This is a genomic window from Streptomyces sp. NPDC093801, assembly GCF_040701585.1.
Classification (GTDB): domain Bacteria; phylum Actinomycetota; class Actinomycetes; order Streptomycetales; family Streptomycetaceae; genus Streptomyces.
Genome location: NZ_JBFBDP010000015.1, coordinates 44,284 through 62,018 on the forward strand (window position 1 = coordinate 44,284; position 17,735 = coordinate 62,018).

21 protein-coding genes are annotated in these 17,735 nt (G+C 73.2%); 11 read left to right on the forward strand and 10 right to left on the reverse strand.

Going from position 1 to position 17,735, the window contains the following annotated elements; all coding sequences use genetic code 11:
* Window positions 1-53: 53 nt before the first annotated feature.
* Both AB0469_RS18820 and AB0469_RS18825 read left to right on the forward strand, forming a co-directional pair.
* Window positions 54-263 carry a helix-turn-helix domain-containing protein gene (locus tag AB0469_RS18820; RefSeq protein ID WP_042818984.1) on the forward strand — a complete coding sequence of 70 codons (210 nt, stop codon included), beginning with the start codon at window positions 54-56 and terminating at the stop codon, window positions 261-263.
* Window positions 263-823 (forward strand): Clp protease N-terminal domain-containing protein, encoded by a 561-nt coding sequence (locus AB0469_RS18825; protein ID WP_366452533.1) that lies wholly within the window; start codon window positions 263-265, stop codon window positions 821-823. The genes AB0469_RS18820 and AB0469_RS18825 overlap by 1 nt, the downstream gene beginning before the upstream one ends.
* Before the next feature lie 52 nt (window positions 824-875).
* On the opposite strand, the gene AB0469_RS18830 is transcribed toward AB0469_RS18825, so the two are convergent.
* The 3 genes from AB0469_RS18830 to AB0469_RS18840 all read right to left on the reverse strand — a co-directional run bounded on the left by AB0469_RS18830 (window position 876) and on the right by AB0469_RS18840 (window position 3,835).
* Entirely contained in the window at window positions 876-1,763 is an 888-nt protein-coding gene (locus AB0469_RS18830; protein ID WP_366452534.1) for a helix-turn-helix transcriptional regulator, read from the reverse strand.
* Between the two features lies 1 nt (window position 1,764).
* Window positions 1,765-2,688, reverse strand: a complete 924-nt coding sequence (locus AB0469_RS18835) for a DUF4097 family beta strand repeat-containing protein (protein ID WP_366452535.1) — start codon at window positions 2,686-2,688, stop codon at window positions 1,765-1,767.
* 214 nt (window positions 2,689-2,902) lie between these two features.
* Window positions 2,903-3,835, reverse strand: a complete 933-nt coding sequence (locus tag AB0469_RS18840; protein ID WP_366452536.1) for a LysR family transcriptional regulator — start codon at window positions 3,833-3,835, stop codon at window positions 2,903-2,905.
* 222 nt (window positions 3,836-4,057) lie between these two features.
* On the opposite strand from AB0469_RS18840, the gene snpA reads away from it, so the two are divergent.
* Window positions 4,058-4,723: a snapalysin gene (gene snpA / locus AB0469_RS18845; protein ID WP_366452537.1), complete on the forward strand. Its 666-nt coding sequence runs from the start codon at window positions 4,058-4,060 to the stop codon at window positions 4,721-4,723.
* Window positions 4,724-4,780: 57 nt separating this feature from the next.
* Here snpA and AB0469_RS18850 read toward each other — a convergent pair whose 3' ends face one another.
* The 5 genes from AB0469_RS18850 to AB0469_RS18870 form a co-directional block, all read right to left on the reverse strand.
* Complete coding sequence (locus tag AB0469_RS18850) at window positions 4,781-4,981, reverse strand: hypothetical protein (RefSeq protein ID WP_366452538.1); 201 nt, start codon at window positions 4,979-4,981, stop codon at window positions 4,781-4,783.
* A gap of 36 nt (window positions 4,982-5,017) precedes the next feature.
* Window positions 5,018-5,602: a dihydrofolate reductase family protein gene (locus AB0469_RS18855; protein WP_366452539.1), complete on the reverse strand. Its 585-nt coding sequence runs from the start codon at window positions 5,600-5,602 to the stop codon at window positions 5,018-5,020.
* A gap of 47 nt (window positions 5,603-5,649) precedes the next feature.
* The gene (locus AB0469_RS18860; protein WP_366452540.1) at window positions 5,650-6,309 is read right to left on the reverse strand and encodes a GNAT family N-acetyltransferase; all 660 of its coding nucleotides are present in this window, start codon (window positions 6,307-6,309) and stop codon (window positions 5,650-5,652) included.
* A gap of 131 nt (window positions 6,310-6,440) precedes the next feature.
* Window positions 6,441-7,499 carry a family 2 encapsulin nanocompartment cargo protein polyprenyl transferase gene (locus tag AB0469_RS18865; protein WP_366452541.1) on the reverse strand — a complete coding sequence of 353 codons (1,059 nt, stop codon included), beginning with the start codon at window positions 7,497-7,499 and terminating at the stop codon, window positions 6,441-6,443.
* Window positions 7,490-8,896, reverse strand: coding sequence for a family 2B encapsulin nanocompartment shell protein (locus AB0469_RS18870; RefSeq protein ID WP_366452542.1), 1,407 nt, complete (start codon window positions 8,894-8,896; stop codon window positions 7,490-7,492). The genes AB0469_RS18865 and AB0469_RS18870 overlap by 10 nt, the downstream gene beginning before the upstream one ends.
* Before the next feature lie 172 nt (window positions 8,897-9,068).
* Between AB0469_RS18870 and AB0469_RS18875 the strand changes: the two genes are divergently transcribed.
* The 4 genes from AB0469_RS18875 (at window position 9,069) to AB0469_RS18890 (ending at window position 12,506) form a co-directional block, all read left to right on the forward strand.
* The gene (locus AB0469_RS18875) at window positions 9,069-9,530 is read left to right on the forward strand and encodes an Rrf2 family transcriptional regulator (protein WP_366452543.1); all 462 of its coding nucleotides are present in this window, start codon (window positions 9,069-9,071) and stop codon (window positions 9,528-9,530) included.
* 99 nt (window positions 9,531-9,629) lie between these two features.
* A complete protein-coding gene (locus AB0469_RS18880) occupies window positions 9,630-10,820 on the forward strand; it encodes a globin domain-containing protein (RefSeq protein ID WP_366452544.1) in 1,191 nt (396 codons plus the stop codon).
* 91 nt (window positions 10,821-10,911) lie between these two features.
* Window positions 10,912-11,502: an N-acetylmuramoyl-L-alanine amidase gene (locus AB0469_RS18885; protein WP_366452545.1), complete on the forward strand. Its 591-nt coding sequence runs from the start codon at window positions 10,912-10,914 to the stop codon at window positions 11,500-11,502.
* A gap of 92 nt (window positions 11,503-11,594) precedes the next feature.
* Window positions 11,595-12,506, forward strand: coding sequence for a pyridoxal-phosphate dependent enzyme (locus tag AB0469_RS18890; protein ID WP_366452546.1), 912 nt, complete (start codon window positions 11,595-11,597; stop codon window positions 12,504-12,506).
* 25 nt (window positions 12,507-12,531) lie between these two features.
* Here the strand turns inward: AB0469_RS18890 and AB0469_RS18895 are convergent, their stop codons facing one another.
* Complete coding sequence (locus AB0469_RS18895; RefSeq protein ID WP_366452547.1) at window positions 12,532-14,115, reverse strand: Na+/H+ antiporter; 1,584 nt, start codon at window positions 14,113-14,115, stop codon at window positions 12,532-12,534.
* Between the two features lie 65 nt (window positions 14,116-14,180).
* Between AB0469_RS18895 and AB0469_RS18900 the strand changes: the two genes are divergently transcribed.
* From AB0469_RS18900 to AB0469_RS18910, 3 genes are all read left to right on the forward strand, one after another.
* Window positions 14,181-14,441, forward strand: coding sequence for a UBP-type zinc finger domain-containing protein (locus AB0469_RS18900; protein WP_366452548.1), 261 nt, complete (start codon window positions 14,181-14,183; stop codon window positions 14,439-14,441).
* Between the two features lie 214 nt (window positions 14,442-14,655).
* Complete coding sequence (locus AB0469_RS18905; protein ID WP_042816094.1) at window positions 14,656-15,069, forward strand: anti-sigma regulatory factor; 414 nt, start codon at window positions 14,656-14,658, stop codon at window positions 15,067-15,069.
* An 11-nt stretch (window positions 15,070-15,080) separates the two neighbouring features.
* The gene (locus tag AB0469_RS18910) at window positions 15,081-16,067 is read left to right on the forward strand and encodes an RNA polymerase sigma factor SigF (RefSeq protein ID WP_366452657.1); all 987 of its coding nucleotides are present in this window, start codon (window positions 15,081-15,083) and stop codon (window positions 16,065-16,067) included.
* Between the two features lie 31 nt (window positions 16,068-16,098).
* Here the strand turns inward: AB0469_RS18910 and AB0469_RS18915 are convergent, their stop codons facing one another.
* Window positions 16,099-16,491 carry a hypothetical protein gene (locus AB0469_RS18915; RefSeq protein ID WP_366452658.1) on the reverse strand — a complete coding sequence of 131 codons (393 nt, stop codon included), beginning with the start codon at window positions 16,489-16,491 and terminating at the stop codon, window positions 16,099-16,101.
* Between the two features lie 163 nt (window positions 16,492-16,654).
* On the opposite strand from AB0469_RS18915, the gene AB0469_RS18920 reads away from it, so the two are divergent.
* Window positions 16,655-17,620 (forward strand): diacylglycerol kinase family protein, encoded by a 966-nt coding sequence (locus tag AB0469_RS18920; RefSeq protein ID WP_366452549.1) that lies wholly within the window; start codon window positions 16,655-16,657, stop codon window positions 17,618-17,620.
* Window positions 17,621-17,735: the final 115 nt, after the last annotated feature.

Below are 17,735 nucleotides of genomic sequence, written 5' to 3' on the forward strand. Positions count from 1 at the left end.
CCGCTCGTCAATCTAGGTTGACACCCCTCCCGTGTCAACCTAGATTGACACGCATGACCGAAGCCACCGATCTCGCCGAACGGGCCGGAGACCGGGACCCCCGCGTGGGCCTGCGCGCCGTGGCCGCCCTCCGCAGGCTGCTGGAGCAGCTGGAGGCCGTCCAGGTGCGCAGCGCCCGCGCCCAGGGCTGGTCCTGGCAGGAGATCGCGGCCGAACTCGGCGTCAGCCGGCAGGCCGTGCACAAGAAGCATGGGAGGCTCTGATGTTCGAACGCTTCACCTCGGACGCGCGCGACGCGGTGACCGGGGCGGTGTCCCGGGCCCGCGAGGCCGACGCCGCCACCGTCACCGAGGAACACCTGCTGCTGTCCCTGCTGGACCTGGGCGCCCTGGACGCCCTGGACGTGGACGGCCCCGCGATCACCGCCGGTCTCGCGGCGGCCGGCCGCCGGGGCGGGATGTCGCGGGCGGACGAGGAGGCCCTCGCGGGTCTGGGCATCGACCTCTCGCAGATCGTCTCCCGGATCGAGGAGACCCACGGCGAGGGCGCCCTCACAGCCCCCGCACCCCGCAGGCGCGGCCCGGTCGCCTCGCTCCGCACGGCCCTGGGCCACCCGCGGCCGGTCCGCCGCCACGTCCCCCTCACCCGGGGGGCGAAGAAGACCCTGGAGCAGTCCCTGCGCATCGCACTCGGCCGCAAGGACCGCCACATCGGCACCCCCCACCTGCTCCTGGCGCTGGTCTCCCGCCCCGGCACGGTCTCCGAGGTCCTGGCGGACCACGGAGTCACGTACGCGCGGGTGGAATCCGCCCTCGCGGCCTGACCCGGGCCGGACGCAGACCCAGGCCGGACGCAGGCCCAAGCCGGACGCAGGCCTAGGCCGGGCGCAGGCCCGCCTCGATGCGGGCCGCCGCGGCCGCCAGGTGGGCCCGGGCCTCGGACAGCTGGGCCGGGGTGACCCCGTGGTCGCGGGCCGCGTCGCGGATGTCGTCGCGGAAGCGGTCCAGCAACCGGTCCAAGTCGCGGGCCGGGTCGGCGGTGGGCTCCAGGTCCTCGGCCCAGGACCAGCCGGCCGGCCCCGGGGCGGTGGGCGTCCGCGGGGCCGCGGAGCCGCCGTTGCCCAGCCAGGCCCCGGCGAGGCTGCCGATCATCCCGCCCGTCCTGCTGAACTGCTCCTGGAGCTGCGCGGCGATCCGCTGGACCTCCTCGCGGGCCCGCTCCTGGGCCTCCTTGGCCTGGCGACGGGCCTGCTGCGCCTCCTCACGGGCCCGGCGGCTCTCGTCCTTCGCCCGGCGGGCCTGCTCCTTCCACTCCTGCTTCGCCTTGCGGAGCTCCTCCTTGGCGGCCTTCCAGGACTCGTCCTCGACCGGGGTCGCCGACGCACTGGCGGCGGCGGCCCGCATCTCGCGCCGCAGGTCGCCCGCGGCGCCCCGGACGTCGTCGCGGATCTCGGCGGCCAGTTCGGAGACCGAGTCGCGGATCTCCAGCTCCAGGTCGGCCAGCTCCCCGCCCCGGTCGGCGAGTTCGGCACGGCCCGCCTCGGTGATCGAGTACACCTTGCGCCCGCCCTCGGTCGCGTACGTGACGAGCCCCTCGGCCTCCAGCTTCGCCAGCCGCGGGTACACGGTGCCGGCGGAGGGCGCGTACAGCCCCTGGAAGCGCTCCTCCAGCAGGCGGATCACCTCGTACCCGTGGCGGGGTGCCTCGTCCAGCAGCTTGAGGAGGTAGAGCCGGAGGCGGCCGTGGGCGAAGACGGGCGGCATGTCAGAGCACCTTCTTGTCGAGCTGGAGGGGGGCGGCGGCGTCGCCGTCGGCCTGCGGGCGGCGCAGCACGGCGATGGATCCCGAGACGGTGGTGGCCCGCAGGGTGCCCGCTCCCGTGCCGAGGGTGCCGGTGATCCGCTTGGCGCCGAGCTGTCCGGTGACCCGCAGGTCCTCGAAGGCGTTGGAGACGCTGCCGGTGGCCGTATTGGCCTCGACCTTGGCGTCGGCGGGGTGCGGCAGGCGGATCGCGACCTGGCCGGAGACGGAGTTGAGGGAGATGTCCACCGGCTTGGGGCCCGCGCCGTGCGGGGCGAGGTCGATGAGCATGTCGCCGCTGACGGAGTCGGCCCGCACGCTGCCGCCCGCGCCGTCGACGACCGTCAGACCGCCGGAGACCGAGTGGAAGCCGAGCTCACCGGTGACGGACTGCGCCTCGACGCTGCCGGACACGGTGTGCGCCTTGACCCGCCCGGAGAGGCCGACGAGGGTGGCGTCGCCCGAGACCCCGTTGACCTCGGTGGCGGCGGAGATGCCGGAGACGAAGGCGGTGGCGCTGACGGTCGCCAGCTGGACGGTGGTGCCGGCGGGCACGGTCAGGGTGACGGTGACGCTGCGCTCCCAGGCCTTGCGCCCGTCGGAGGAGGAGCCGGACCAGGCCTTCCAGGGCTTGTTCTCGAACCACTTCTTGAAGCCCTGGGAACCGTTCCAGGGGAGGTCCTCGTAGGACACCGTCAGCGTGCCGCCCTCCTGCACCACGTGCAGCGGGGGCCCGTCGACCTCGGTGACCTCCAGCCGGGCGGCACCGTCCTCGGCCGCGACGACGTTGACGGTGCCGGCGACGACGCGGACGCGCAGGTCCGTGACCGGCTGCTCGAAGGCGAGCCGCTGGGGGGCGGGAACGGACCAGGTCATCTGCTCAGGCATGGTGCTGCTCCTCCTCGTGGACTGACGCACGCAACATATCGCGTCTCCTGTAGAACACGATATATCGCGGTTCGGCGAAGTCAAGCACGCGGCGACCCGCCCGCGCGTCCTCGCGGGGCGGGCGGGGCGGGGGCGGGGGGGGTGAGGGGGCGGCTGCCGGAATCAGGGCAGACCGGAGCGGACCGGGACGTCCGGCGCGTCGAGGGGGTGGCCTCTAGGCCACCAGCAGCGGGCTCCCCTGCCGCGAGAGCCACGCACGGTACGGCGGGGCCCCCAGGGCCGCTTCGCGGTAGGCGGCGCGGAGGTCGTCGTAGGCCTCCGCGTGCTCCCCGGGGCGGGTGGCCAGCAGCAGGCGGACCGCCAGGGGGTCGCCCAGCAGCGGGCGGATCGCCATGTCGTCCCGCGGGCCCGACGTCGGCTGGCAGGGGGCCACCGCCTCGCCGGAGACGATCAGCGACGCCGCCGTGTGGTAGTCGGCGTGCAGGACCTGCGGGGTGAGGCCGGCCCGTGCGAACACCCGCCGCAGGCCGTCCCATTCACCGTCGACCGAGGGGTCCACCGTCCAGCGGTCCCCGGCCAGGTCCTGTAACTCCACCACCGCCGACCGTGCGGCGGGGTGGTCCAGGGACATGGAGACGAACTGCGGCTCACGCTCCATCAGCACCCGCAGTTCCAGCCCGTCCGGCACCCGCAGCGGGCTGCCCTCCACCTCGTGCACGAACGCCACGTCCAGCTGCCCGGCCGCGGTCATCCGCAGCAGGGCGTTCGGGGAGGTGTCGACCACCAGCGTGGTCTCCGTGTCCGGTGCGCGCCGGTGGAGCCGGCGCAGCCACCCCGGCAGGGCCCGGCTCGCGGTCGAGCCGATCCGCAGCCGCGGGCCGTGCGCGGCCGCCCGCGCCTCGGCGACCAGTGCGGCCATCTCGGCGAGGAGCGGTCTCGCCCGCCCGAGGACCGTGCGCCCGAAGGGAGTCGGCCGGCAGCCGGTGCGCTCGCGGAGGAACAGCTCGCCTTCCAGGGCCCGTTCGATCCGGCGCAGCTGCGTCGTCAGGGAGGGCTGGCTCACGCCGAGCTGCCGGGCGGCCTTGTGCAGGCTGCCGGCGTCGGCGATGGCGCACAGCGCGCGCAGGTGCCTCACCTCGAGCTCCATGACCCGAGGGTAGGCGGGCCCAGGGGACCGCACCAGCCGCCTATAGCCCCCCGAATCCCGCCATTCTCACGCTAGTTGACCAAGGTAAATCTCGCCGAAACCCCCCGATAGGGCGGTGTTATCGGCCTCTGACATCATCCGCCGCCGCCATCGGCTCCCGCAGACTCCCGTACCGGACGTCCAATCCACCCCCCACCGCACCAACGAGTAGGAGCCCCCCACATGCGCCACTCCCGCAGGACCATGCTGTCCGCCGCGTCCGTCGGCCTCGGTGTCGTCGCCGTCCTCGCCGGCGTCGTCCCGACGGCCACGGCCGCGACCCCGGCGGGCGGCAGCCCGGCGAGCTACGCCGCGTACGAGCGGTCGCCGGAGAACCAGGCCGCGAACAAGGCGTTCTTCGAGGCCGTCCAGCGCGCGGTCGCCGAGCAGCGTGCCGCGAACCCGAGCGCCACGGCCGTCGTCACGGTCACCTACAACACCCGCAACGCGCCGAGCTTCCGTACCCAGATAGCCAACTCGACCCGCATCTGGAACGGTTCGGTCGCCAACGTGAAGCTGCAGGAGGTGGCCTCGGGCGGGAACTTCTCGTACTACGAGGGCAACGACTCGCGCGGCTCGTACGCGAGCACGGACGGGCACGGCCGGGGCTACATCTTCCTCGACTACGCCCAGAACCAGCAGTACAACTCCACGCGCGTGACGGCCCACGAGACCGGGCACGTGCTGGGCCTGCCGGACCACTACTCGGGTCCGTGCAGCGAGCTGATGTCGGGTGGCGGCCCGGGCACCTCGTGCACCAACGCCTACCCGAACAGCACCGAGCGCTCGCGCGTCAACCAGCTGTGGGCCAACGGCCTGGTCGGCTCGGGGCTGGGCACCAAGGGCTGAGGCCCCGCACGGTCCCGGGGGCCCTCGGGGCCGTGAGCGGGCAGCGCCCGCGGAGGGTCATCCCTCCGCGGGCGTGCTCCGGCGGCAGTCCGCGTTCCGGCAGGGGCCCGGGCCCCATTCGGGAATGAAGATCCCCAGCGACTTGCGGCGGCGGACCACCGTCTCCACGGGGCTCCCGCAGACCGGGCAGGTCCTCTGCTCGTGCCCGGCCTGCGGGGCGACCGTCGCGCGTCCGTACTGCTTCTGTTCACCGGCCATACCTCCACGGTAGGCCGGTTCCGTGCGTCCGGCCGGTCAGCGCCTGACGTCGTACGAGGTGACGACCTGGCCGCCGCCGAAGGCGGTGCAGCCGGTCAGCTCCAGCAGGCGCACCCCGAAGCCGGCGCGGGACATCGGCATGCCGGTGCCCGCCACGACGGGGTAGGTCTTGACGACGTACTCGTCGATCTCGTCGACCAGCTGGGCCGCGAGGTCGGCGCCGCCGCACAGCCAGATGCCCAGGCCGTCCTGCTCCTTGAGCTCGCGGACCTTGGCGGCGACGTCCCCGCTGATCAGCCGTACCTCGGGGTCGGGGGCCCCGGCGAGGGAGCGCGAGACGACGTACTGCTCGCGGAAGTGGCCGTACGGGCTGGTCATGCCGGCCTTGAGGCCTGGCTCGTAGGTGCCCCGGCCCATGATCACCGCGTCGAAGCGCTTCGGGGCCGTGCCGGCGAGGCCGAGGTGGGCGCGTCCGGCGGCGGCGATGGTCTCCGGGTACTCGGCGATCAGGTGTCCGAGGAACTCCTGGTCGACGTGGGCGTACATGAAATCGGCATCACCGTCCGGGGCTCCGATGAAGCCGTCGACCGTGGTGGCGATGAAGTACGTGAGCTTGCGCAAGCGAAATCTCTTCCGTCGGGGAGCGCCACCGCAGCGTGGCACGACAGTTAAAGTACTTCAGCTGAAGTGGTTACGCAAGCGTCGAGCGCAGGACCGGGAACCCCCTGCCCCCGGGGCTTGCGCCACATGGGCCACATCGGCGGGCCCTCCGGCAGCTGCACCGCCTCGCCGGTGAACTCCCAGCCCAGCCGCTCGTACAGGCGCACGCTCCGCTCGCTGCTCGCCTCCAGGTAGGCCGGGACCCCGTCCCGGTCGCAGCGCTCCAGCACCGGCCGGATCAGCTCCGTGCCCAACCCCTCGCCCTGCCGCCCGGGTGCGACCGCGATCATCAGCAGGTACTCGTGCTCCTCGGCGGTGGGGTGGACGGCGCCGGTGAGGCGCCCGACGAGCTCGCACCGCTCGTTGTCCGGGTCGGCGACCGCGCGCATCCTCGCCGGGACGTCGTCCTCGGCGGCCCCGCCCTCCGGCTCGCCGGCCGGGATCCGCAGCCACAGCGCGGCCGCCGAGCCGTCCGCGGCGTAGTCGATCCGGCCCTCCGCCAGGGCGACGTCCACGAAGACCCCGAGGAACCTGCCGTGGACGGCGGCCCGGTGCCCGGGATCGGGGAAGACCCAGGAGCTGACCGGGTCGCTGCGGAAGGCCTCGTCCAGCAGGCGCGCGACGGCGTCCCGGTCCGACTGATCCGCCTGGCGTATCTCCAGCACCACAGGTCACACCCTTCACTCGCATGTCAACTACCGCGAGCGATCCTAGAGTTGGCCCGAGCGTGCGGAAAGGCCTGTTCCGGCACCCCCGCGGTGCCGGAACAGGCCTCCCCCCGCTCTCCCCGCTCCCCCTGCTACCTCGTGCGGCGCGTCACGAACTCCGCGAGCGACAGCAGGCCGCCCGCGGCCGCCACGTCCGGCACCGCGCGGGACAGCTCCTGCACCGCCCGGCCCATCCGGTCGCCGGCGTGCGCCTGCGCCCAGTCGCGGCCGCCGGCCCGCTCCACGGCCCGGGCGGCCCGCCGCACGTCGTCCTCCCCGGTCATGGGGCCGGCGTACAGGGCGGCGAGCTCCTCCCCCGACTCGGTGCCCGAGGTGAGGGCGGCCACGACCGGGAGGGACTTCTTGCGGGCGAGCAGGTCGGCCCCGGCGGGCTTGCCGGTGTGCCCCGGGTCGCCCCAGATGCCGATCAGGTCGTCGATCAGCTGGAAGGCCAGGCCGGCCTCCCGGCCGAAGGCGTCCATCGCCTCGACCTCCTCCGGCCCGGCGCCCGCGTACAGCGCGCCGACCGCGCAGGCGCAGCCCAGGAGGGCGCCGGTCTTGGCCGTGGCCATGGCCAGGCACTCCTCCAGCGAGACGGACGGGCGCCGTTCGAAGGCGCAGTCCGCCTGCTGCCCCGCGCACAGCTCGACGATGCAGGCCGCGAGGCGGGCCGAGGCGCGCGCCGAGGCGGGGTGCGGGTCGTCTGCGAGCATCCGCAGGGCGAGGGCCATCATGGCGTCGCCCGCGAGGAGGGCGTCCGGGATCCCGAAGACGGTCCAGGCGGTGGGCCGTCCGCGCCGGCGGGAGTCGTTGTCGATGACGTCGTCGTGGAGCAGCGTGAAGTTGTGCGCGAGCTCCACGGCGGCCGCCGCCCTGACGGTGGACTCGTGGTCGCCCCCGAGGCCGCCGAGGGCCCGCGCCGAGGCGAGGACGAGGGCCGGGCGGATGGCCTTGCCCGCGCCGACGGCGGCCGGGCTGCCGTCCTCGTGCTCCCAGCCGAAGTGGTACATCGCCACCCGGCGCGTGGGGCCGGGCAGGCCCTCGACGGCCCGGCGCAGCTCCGGGCCGACCGTCTCCTTCGTGCTCTCCAGCAGGGCGGCCGCCTCCTGCCCCTCGCCGGCGGCGACGGTGTGCGCGGCCATCAGCGCCATCGGCCGATCTCGACGTTCTCCAGTACGCCGAGCGCGTCGGGGACGAGCACGGCGGCGGAGAAGTAGGCGGTGACCAGGTAGGACATGATCGCCTGCTCGCTGATGCCCATGAAGCGCACGGACATGCTCGGCTCGATCTCGTCGGGGATGCCGGGCTGGTGGAGCCCGATCACGCCCTGGTTCTCCTCGCCGGTGCGCATGCACAGGATGGACGTCGTACGGGCGTCGCTGACCGGGATCTTGTCGCAGGGGAAGAGGGGGACGCCCCGCCAGGCCGGCACCCGGGTTCCGGCGACGTCGACGGTCTCGGGGTAGAGGCCGCGCTTGTTGCACTCGCGGCCGAAGGCGGCGATGGCCTTGGGGTGGGCGAGGAAGAGGTTCGAGTCGCGGCGCATGCTGAGCAGCGCGTCGAAGTCGTCGGGGGTGGGCGCGCCGTCGTGGGGCTGGATGCGCTGGTCGTAGTCGGCGTTGTGGAGCAGGCCGAAGTCGGGGTTGTTGAGCATCTCGTGCTCCTGGCGCTCCCGCAGCGCCTCGACCGTGAGCCGCAGCTGCTGCTCGGTCTGGTTCATCGGGTGGTTGTAGAGGTCGGCGACGCGGGTGTGCACGCGCAGGACCGTCTGCGCGATGGAGAGCTCGTACTCGCGGGGGCGGGCCTCGTAGTCGACGAACGTGCCGGGGAGGAGGGCCTCGCCGTGGTGGCCGGCGGAGAGGTCGATGGCGGCCTCGCCGTACGGGTTGGCGTTGCGCTCGGGCCGGGTCCGTGCGCGGTCGAGGTGGGTGCGGAGGGAGTCGGCGCGGTCGGCGAGGAGCCGGAGGTCCTGGCGGGTCAGGACGAGGGCGGTGCCGGGGGTGGCGGCGCGGGCGGTGTACTCCCAGATGGCCTCGTCGTCGGTGAGGGCGTCCTCGCCGAAGTAGGCGCCGTCGGCGACGGTGCGCAGCACGGCGTCGTCGCCGTAGGGGCCGGGGCCGATCTGGTCGATGCGGCCGTGCGCGAGGAGGAAGACCTGGTCGGCGGGGCTGCCGAAGGAGGTGAGCTCCTGGCCGGCCTCGAAGTCGACCTGCCGGCAGCGGGCGGCGAGTTCGGTGAGGACCTCCTCGTCGGCGTAGTCGCGCAGCAGGGGCAGCTCGCCGAGTTCGGCGGGGATGACCTGGACCCGGCTGCCCGTCTTGACGAACTCCACGATGCCGTTGCCGACGGAGTAGCTGAGGCGGCGGTTGAGGCGGTAGGTGCCGCCCTGCACGGAGACCCACGGGAGCATCCGCAGCAGCCACCGCGAGGTGATCTCCTGCATCTGCGGGGCGGACTTGGTGGTGCTGGCCAAGTTCCGCGCGGCCGCGGTGCCGAGACTGCGCTGCGGTGTCTGGGCTTCGGTTTCGGAGCCCGCCTGGACCGACATGTCTTCGCCTTTCGATCACTCCATGGTCTGCGGTGGAGAAGCCTTTCAGCACGCAACGCGGTCAGACCATTACACAAAAGGGTGGGACTACTCCGGGCCCGGCTGGGCATCCTCCAGGGTTCGGACCCTCATTAACTTGCATCTTCGATGCCACTTTTTCTACGCTACCGCCATGCGGCTGACCCGATTCACCGACCTGGCGCTGCGCGTCCTGATGCGCCTGGCGGTCGAGGACGCGGAACTCCCCACCACCCGCGAGGTGGCGGCGACCATGGAGGTTCCGTACACCCACACCGCCAAGGTGGTCGCCCGGCTCCAGCACCTCGGCCTGGTCGAGGCGCGGCGCGGCCGCGGCGGCGGGCTGGCCCTCACCGCGACCGGACGCGCCGCCTCGGTGGGCGGCGTGGTGCGGGAGCTGGAGGGCGCGGGGGACGTGGTGGAGTGCGAAGGCGCCACCCCCTGCCCGCTGCGCGGGGCGTGCGTCCTGCGCGGCGCGCTGCGCCGGGCCCAGGAGGCCTTCTTCGCCGCACTGGACCCGCTCACAGTGGACGAGCTGGTGGCCGCCCCCACGGGCCCCCTGCTGCTCGGCATCGCGGGCGCCGCGCGCGGCCCGGCCGGGAAGCCGGCCCCCTAGCCCCCCCCCCGCACGGACCTCCGCATCCGGCGGAGGACTCCGCCGCACCGTTAAATACGAACCTCAGATACCAATTAACGACCCACGCGAGGAGCACCCATGCTGTCCGAGAAGTCGGCCGCGACCGTACGCGCCACCCTGCCCGCCGTCGGGGCGGCCATCGGCGACATCACGGAACTGTTCTACGAGAAGCTGTTCGCGGCCCACCCGGCGCTCCTGCGCGACCTGTTCAACCGGGGCAACCAGAACGCCGGCCTCCAAAAGCAGGCCCTCGCCGGCTCCATCGCGGCCTTCGCCACCCACCTCCTGGAGCACCCGGACACCCGCCCGGACGTGATGCTCGGCCGCATCGCCCACAAGCACGCGTCCCTCGGCGTCACCCGCGAGCAGTACCCGGTCGTCCGCCTGCACCTCTTCGAGGCGATGGCCGAGGTCCTCGGCGAGGCCGTCACCCCCCAGGTCGCCGAGGCCTGGGACGAGGTCTACTGGCTGATGGCGAACGCCCTCATCGCCATCGAGGAGCGCCTCTACGCCGAACAGCAGGTCCTGGCCGGCGACGTCTGGCGGGAGTGGACCGTGGCCGCGCGGATCGAGGAGACCGCCGACTGCACCACCTTCCACCTCACCCCCGCCGACGGCGCCCCCGCCCCCGGCTTCAAGCCCGGCCAGTACGTCTCCGTCCAGACCGAACTGCCCGACGGTGCGCGCCAGATCCGCCAGTACAGCCTCTCCGGCTCCCCCGGCTCCGCCGTCCGCGCCATCACGGTCAAGCGGGTCCACGGCACCGGCGGCCCCGACGGCGAGGTCTCCCACCACCTCCACGCCCACCTGCGCACCGGCGACACCCTGCGCGTCTCCGCCCCGTACGGCGACCTGGTCCTGCGGGACGGTGCCGCACCGGTGCTGCTCGCCTCCGCGGGCATCGGCTGCACCCCGATGCTCTCGATGCTGGAGCACCTGGCCGAAACCGGCCACCCCGCCCCCGTCACCGTCCTGCACGCCGACCGCACGCCCGCCGACCACCCCCTGCGCTCCGACCACCGCGCCCTGGCGCAGAAGCTCCCCGACGCCTCGGCCCGCTTCTGGTACGAGTCCGACGCCGAGCCGGGCGACGGGACCGGCCTGCTCGACCTGGCCGGCATCCCCGTCGCCCCCGGCACCCAGGCCTACCTCTGCGGCCCGCTTCCCTTCATGCGTTCGGTCCGCGAGCAGCTGATCGCCAAGGGGGTCCCCGCGTCCGACATCCACTACGAGGTCTTCGGACCGGACCTCTGGCTCGCCTCGGCGTGACGACTGGCCGAAACACGCCCTAGTCGCGGAAGGGTCGCCTCCGCTACACCGGTACGTAACGAACCGAGCACGTACCGTAAGGGAGGCGGCCATGTCCGCACCCATGTCCGCGGACCGCTTCATCAACGCCCTGCGCGCCGAAGGCCTGACCGTCGTCGAGGTCGGGAACTGGCGCGTGCACAACCGCAACCACCGCGGGCCCTGGGGGCCGGTGCACGGGGTGATGATCCACCACACCGTCACCAGCGGCGCCTCCTACACCGTGGAACTCTGCCGCGACGGGGACCGGGCCCTGCCCGGCCCCCTCTGCCACGGGGTCATCACCAAGGACGGCCGCGTCCACCTCGTCGGCTACGGCCGCGCCAACCACGCCGGCGCAGGCGACTCCGACGTCCTGGCGGCGGTCATCGCCGAGCGGCGCCTCCCCCCGGACCACCACGCCGACACCGACGGGAACCGCTACTTCTACGGCTTCGAGTGCGAGAACCTCGGCGACGGCGAGGACCCCTGGCCGGCCGTCCAGCTGGACGCCATCGCCCGCGCGGCGGCGGCCGTCTGCCGGTTCCACGGGTGGACGTCCCGGTCGGTCATCGGCCACCTCGAATGGCAGCCGGGCAAGATCGACCCCAAGGGGTTCACGATGCAGTCCCTGCGCGACCGCGTCGCGGAGCGCCTGAAGTAGCCGTCCCGGGCCCCGCCCCCGCGTCCGCCCCCACGGGTGCGGGCGCGGCTCCCGCGTGCGGCGGCGGGGCCGCCCCCGCCCACAATGGGAGGGTGGACCACTCCGCCGGCCGCGACGCCCTCCTGCACCCCCGCCCGCCCTCCCCCGTACAGGAGGTCCGCGACGAGCGGTTCGAACGGCACGGCGTACGGCTGCTGCTCAAGCGGGACGACCTCGTGCACCCGGAGCTCCCGGGCAACAAGTGGCGCAAACTCGCGCCGAACCTCAGGGCGGCCCTGGCCGCCGGCCACGGCCGGCTCGCCACCTTCGGCGGCGCCTACTCCAACCACCTCCGGGCCACGGCGGCCGCCGGACGGCTCCTCGGCCTGGAGACGGTCGGCCTCGTCCGGGGCGACGAGCTCGCGGACCGCCCCCTGAACGACTCCCTCGCCCGCTGCGCGGCGGACGGGATGCGGCTGCACTTCGTCACGCGCGCGGAGTACCGGCGCAAGGCGGAGCCCGAGGTCCTGGCCCGGCTCCTGGCCGCCGCCGGGGCCCCGGACGCGTACGCCGTCCCGGAGGGCGGCAGCAACGCGCCCGCCCTCACCGGGTGCGCGGAGCTGGGGCGCGAACTGCGGGGCGTGTGCGACGTGGTGGCGGTGGCCTGCGGTACGGGCGGCACCCTGGCCGGCCTCGCGGCGGGACTGGCCCCCGGCCAGTCGGCCCTGGGCGTCCCCGTCCTGGCGGGGGGCTTCCTGGGGGCGGAGATACGTTCCCTCCAGGCGGCGGCCTTCGGCGGCCCGGCCGGCTCCTGGACCCTGGCCGAGGGCTACGACCACGGCGGCTACGCCCGCGTCCCCCCACCCCTGGAGGCCTTCGCGGCGGACTTCGAGGCCCGCCACGGCCTCCCGGTGGAGCGCGTCTACGTGGCGAAGCTCCTCTGGGCCCTGGAGGCGCTGACCGCGTCCGGCGCCTTCTCCCCCGGCACGACCGTCGCCGCGGTCGTCACGGGCCGGCCGTACTGACGGCCGGCCCGCCCTGCACCGCCCCTCAGCCCGTCTCCTCCCGGTACGCCGCCGCCTCCTCCAGGTCCAGCCTGCGCAGCAGGCCCCGCAGCATCTCGTCGTCGATGCGGCGGCGATCACGGAGGGTCACGAAGACCTCCCGTTCCGCCTCGATCATCTCCCGGGCCAGCCTGCGGTAGACGTCGTCCGCCGACTCCCCCGTCACCGGGTTGACCTCCCCCAGCCGCTCCCACACCGCGTTGCGGCGCCGCTCCAGGACCGTCCGCAGCCGGTCCGCCAGCGGCGGCGGCAGGGTGCTGTTCTCCGGGGCCTCCAACAGCTCCGCCAGGCGTTCCTCCGCCGCCCGCGAGGCCTCGCTCTGGGCCTGGGCCTCCGCCAGGGTCTCCGCCTGGGTGTCGCGCGGCGGCAGCCGCAGCGCCCGGATCAGCGGCGGGAGGGTCAGCCCCTGCACGACCAGGGTGCCGATCACCGTGGTGAAGGTCAGGAAGAGGATCAGGTTGCGGTGCGGCACGCTCATCGGCACCGAGAACGCGATCGCCAGCGACACCACCCCGCGCATACCGGCCCACCCCACGATCACCGGGGACTTCCAGTCGGTGTCCGGCTCCCGCTTGCGGATCCGCTCCGACACCCACCGCGGCACGAAGGTCGCCGGGAACACCCAGACGAACCGCGCCAGCACCACCGCGAGGAACACCGCCACCGCGTACCAGGCCGCGGCCAGCCCCTCGTACTCGCTCAGCCCCCGCAGGACCACCGGCAGCTGGAGCCCGATGAGGGCGAAGACCACCGACTCCAGCACGAACGCGACGACCTTCCACACCGCCTCCTCCTGGAGCCGGGTCGCGAAGTCGACCTGCCAGTTCCGGTGCCCCAGGTACAGCGCGACCACCACCACCGCCAGCACGCCCGACGCGTGCACCCGCTCCGCCGCCGCGTACGCCACGAAGGGGATCAGCAGCGACAGCGTGTTCTGCAGCAGGGGCTCGCGCAGCCGCTTCCTCAGCTGGTGGATCGGGACCATCAGCAGCAGGCCCACCCCGACCCCGCCCACCGCGGCCAGCAGGAACTCGGCGACCCCGCCCGCCCAGCCGGCGCTCACCCCGACCGCCGCGGCCAGGGCCACGTTGTAGGCGGTGATGGCGGTGGCGTCGTTCACCAGGGACTCGCCCTGGAGGATGGTCGTCACCCGGTTCGGCAGCCCCAGCCGCCGGGCGATCGCGGTCGCCGCGACCGCGTCCGGCGGGGCCACGACCGCGCCCAGCACCAGCGCCACCGGCAGCGGGACCCCGGGCACGACCAGGTACGTCACCCAGCCCACCGCCAGCGTCGCGAACAGCACGTACCCCACCGACAGCAGGGCGATCGGCCGCACGTTGGCCCGCAGGTCCAGGTACGAGCTGTCCACCGCGGCCGTGTGCAGCAGCGGCGGGAGCAGCAGCGGCAGCACGATGTGCGGGTCGAGGGCGTACGAGGGCACCCCCGGCGCGTACGCGGCGACGAGTCCCACGGCGACCAGCAGCAGCGGCGCCGGCACGGGCGTGCGCCGGGCCGCCCCCGCCACGGCGGTGCTCACCGCCACCAGCGCCACCAGCGGCAATACCTCCATCGAAGATCCATCCCCATCCGTCGTCGCCGATGTCGCACCCGCACCCTGGCCGTAACCTGGCCATCATGAGCGAGTGCACCCACGTTGCCGAACTGCCGCGCCCCGAGCCGGTCCCGCATGCGCTGACCTGCCCGGAATGTGAGGTCCTCGGCAGCCATCCCGTCCAGCTGCGCATGTGCCTCGGGTGCGGGTACGTGGGCTGCTGCGACAGCTCTCCCCACCGGCACGCCACCGCGCACCACCAGGAGACCGGCCATCCGGTGATGCGCAGCTTCGAACCGGGCGAGACGTGGCGTTGGTGTTTTGTCGACGGTTCGATCGTCTGAAGCGGGGTAGTTCAACCCTCCGCCGGTTCCACCGAATTGGGCCCGCAGACCCCTAGCCACTGTGCGTACTCATGGGCTTACCATCAGTCACTGCACGGAGGCGGGGTCGGCCCGGTCGCTCCACAGCGGGCGCCATGAGGGGTGCCGCGACACGATCACCCGGATCGCGATAGCGTCACCGGCGAACAGAGCTCGTACCACCTTGGAGGTGAGGGTGTCCCAGATCGCAGGCGAGCCCGGGACCCAGGACTTCGTGGAAGTCCGGCTGCCGGCTGCGGGTGCCTACCTGTCGGTGCTGCGAACGGCCACGGCCGGACTCGCGGCACGGTTGGACTTCACCCTCGACGAGATCGAGGACCTCCGCATCGCGGTGGACGAGGCCTGCGCGATCCTGCTCCAGCAGGCCGTGCCGGGCTCCGTCCTCAGCTGCGTCTTCCGGTTGATCGACGATTCACTGGAAGTGACCGTCTCCGCGCCCACCACCGACGGGCGCGCCCCGGAGCGGGACACGTTCGCGTGGACCGTGCTGTCGGCGCTGGCCGGCAAGGTCGAGGCGACGGTCGAGGACAACCGGACGGTGAGCATCAGCCTCTACAAACAGCGCGGCGCGGGGCCAGGCCCGGCGTGAACGGCGGGGAGATCCCGGTGCGGGGCGGGGATCGGCCCCGGGTAAGGCACGAGGTCGACGGCGGCATCCCGGAACAGCACCACGCCCGGCCGCACCCGGCTGACGCGGATGCGGAAGACGGCTTTTTGGACTCGGCGGAGCGACGGGCGGGCCCTATGAGCGAGAACGAGCACGACCAACCACAGCCATCGCAGGCCCCGGCCCCGGAGGCGGCGGACGAGGCGCACGCGGTGCTGCCGGATCCCCGGGACCGCAGTGGCGCGCGGGCCCTGTTCTTCGAGCTGCGCGAGCTGCCCGAGGGGTCACCCGAGCGGGCGGAGCTGCGCAACCGGCTGGTGCGGATGCACCTGCCGCTGGTCGAGCACCTGGCGCGGCGATTCCGCAACCGCGGCGAGCCGCTGGACGACCTGACGCAGGTCGCGACCATCGGCCTGATCAAGTCGGTCGACCGGTTCGACCCGGACCGGGGGGTGGAGTTCTCGACGTACGCCACCCCCACCGTGGTCGGGGAGATCAAGCGGCACTTCCGCGACAAGGGCTGGGCGGTGCGGGTGCCCCGGCGCCTCCAGGAGCTGCGGCTCTCGCTGACCACGGCCACGGCGGAGCTGTCCCAGCAGCACGGCCGCTCCCCCACGGTGCACGAGCTGGCCGAGCGGCTGGGGATCTCCGAGGAGGAGGTGCTGGAGGGGCTGGAATCGGCCAATGCCTACAGCACGCTCTCGCTGGACGTGCCGGACACCGACGACGAGTCGCCGGCGGTGGCGGACACCCTGGGCTCGGAGGACGAGGCGCTGGAGGGCGTCGAGTACCGCGAGTCCCTCAAGCCGCTGCTGGAGGGGCTGCCGCCGCGGGAGAAGCGGATCCTGCTGCTGCGCTTCTTCGGGAACATGACCCAGTCGCAGATCGCTCAGGAAGTCGGCATCTCCCAGATGCACGTCTCCCGGCTGCTGGCCCGCACGCTGGCCCAGCTCCGCGACAAGCTCCTCGTCGAGGAGTGAGCGCAGGAGCGGTGGAGGGGTAACGGAGGGTTCATCGGGCCCCGTCGGCGGGTCCGATGCCCAGCGCCTCGGTCGCCGTCGGGTTCACCAGGAGCCCGGCGACGACCACCGCCGCCAGGGCCAGGGCCACGGCGGCGACGGTCATCGCACCGCCGGTGGTCCACAGGGTCCAGGCGACCGGGAGGGCCATCAGCTGGGTGATCAGCGCGGGGCCGCGGCTCCAGCGGCGGCCCAGGCGCAGCCCGCGCGCCGCGATCAGCGGGAGCGCGGCGAGGGCGAGCAGCGTCACTCCCCCGGTCTCGGCCTGCTGCGGGGAGTCGGGGTGGCCGGCGATGCCGACGAACAGCATGTAGACGCCGAGTCCGGCGAGGGCGAGGCCCTCCAGCGCGGTCAGCACGGCGGCCGCGGTCAGCCGGCCGGGCAGGGTCGTGGGCTCCGCGGTCGCGGCGGCGGGGCCTTCGGGGGACGCGGCGGGGGTGCGGGGGCTCGGCTTCTTGCTCACCCCAGCAGGGTAGCCGCGGCGTGCCCGGCCCGGACGGGGACGGTCGGTAGGGGACGCGTGCGCGGGGGTGGGTAGTCTGGCGACCATGCGTGCACTTCTCGTGGCCAATCCAGCAGCGACGACCACCAGTGCGCGCACGCGCGACGTCCTGATCCATGCCCTGGCCAGCGAGATGAAGCTGGAGGCGGTGACCACCGAGTACCGGGGGCACGCCCGTGACCTGGGGCGCAAGGCCGCGCACGAGGGCCTCGACCTCGTGGTGGCGCTGGGCGGTGACGGCACCGTCAACGAGGTGGTCAACGGGCTCCTGCACGACGGGCCGGACCCGGAGAACCTGCCGCGGCTGGCGGTGGTGCCGGGCGGTTCCACGAACGTCTTCGCCCGTGCGCTCGGGCTGCCGAACGATTCGGTCGAGGCGACCGGCGCGCTGCTGGACGCGCTGCGCGAGCGCCGCGAGCGGACGGTGGGCCTGGGGCTGGCCGCGGGTGTTCCGGGGACGGAGGACGAGGGGGTCCCGTCGCGCTGGTTCACGTTCTGCGCGGGCTTCGGTTTCGACGCGGGCGTGGTGGGGCGGGTCGAGCAGCAGCGGGAGCGCGGCAAGCGTTCGACGCACGCCCTCTATGTACGACAGCTGATGCGGCAGTTCTGGGAGGAGCCCAACCGCCGGCACGGAACGATCACGCTGGAGCAGCCCGGGGCGGATCCGGTGACGGATCTGGTGCTGTCGATAGTCTGCAACACCTCCCCGTGGACGTACCTGGGAAATCGGCCCCTGTACGCCTCTCCGGAGGCCTCGTTCGATACCGCGCTTGACGTATTGGCGCTGGACCGTTTGTCAACTCCGGCGGTCGCGCGGTACGCGACACAGCTCCTGACCTCGACTCCTGAGCGCGGTCCACACGGCAAGCACGCGGTGTCTCTGCACGATCTGACCGACTTCACCTTGCATTCGAAGGTTCCCCTCCCTTTCCAGATGGACGGCGATCACCTCGGAGTGCGCACCAGCGTTCGGTTCACAGGCGTTCGCCGTGCACTGCGTGTGATTGTGTGAGTAGAAGAGTCCAAAATCCTTTCAGTCGAACGTTTACACGCCGGTCCACCCCCAAGAACTAGGGCTGTGACCTAGTCGACACCGACGAATCCAAAAAAACTTTCCGGAAGGGGTT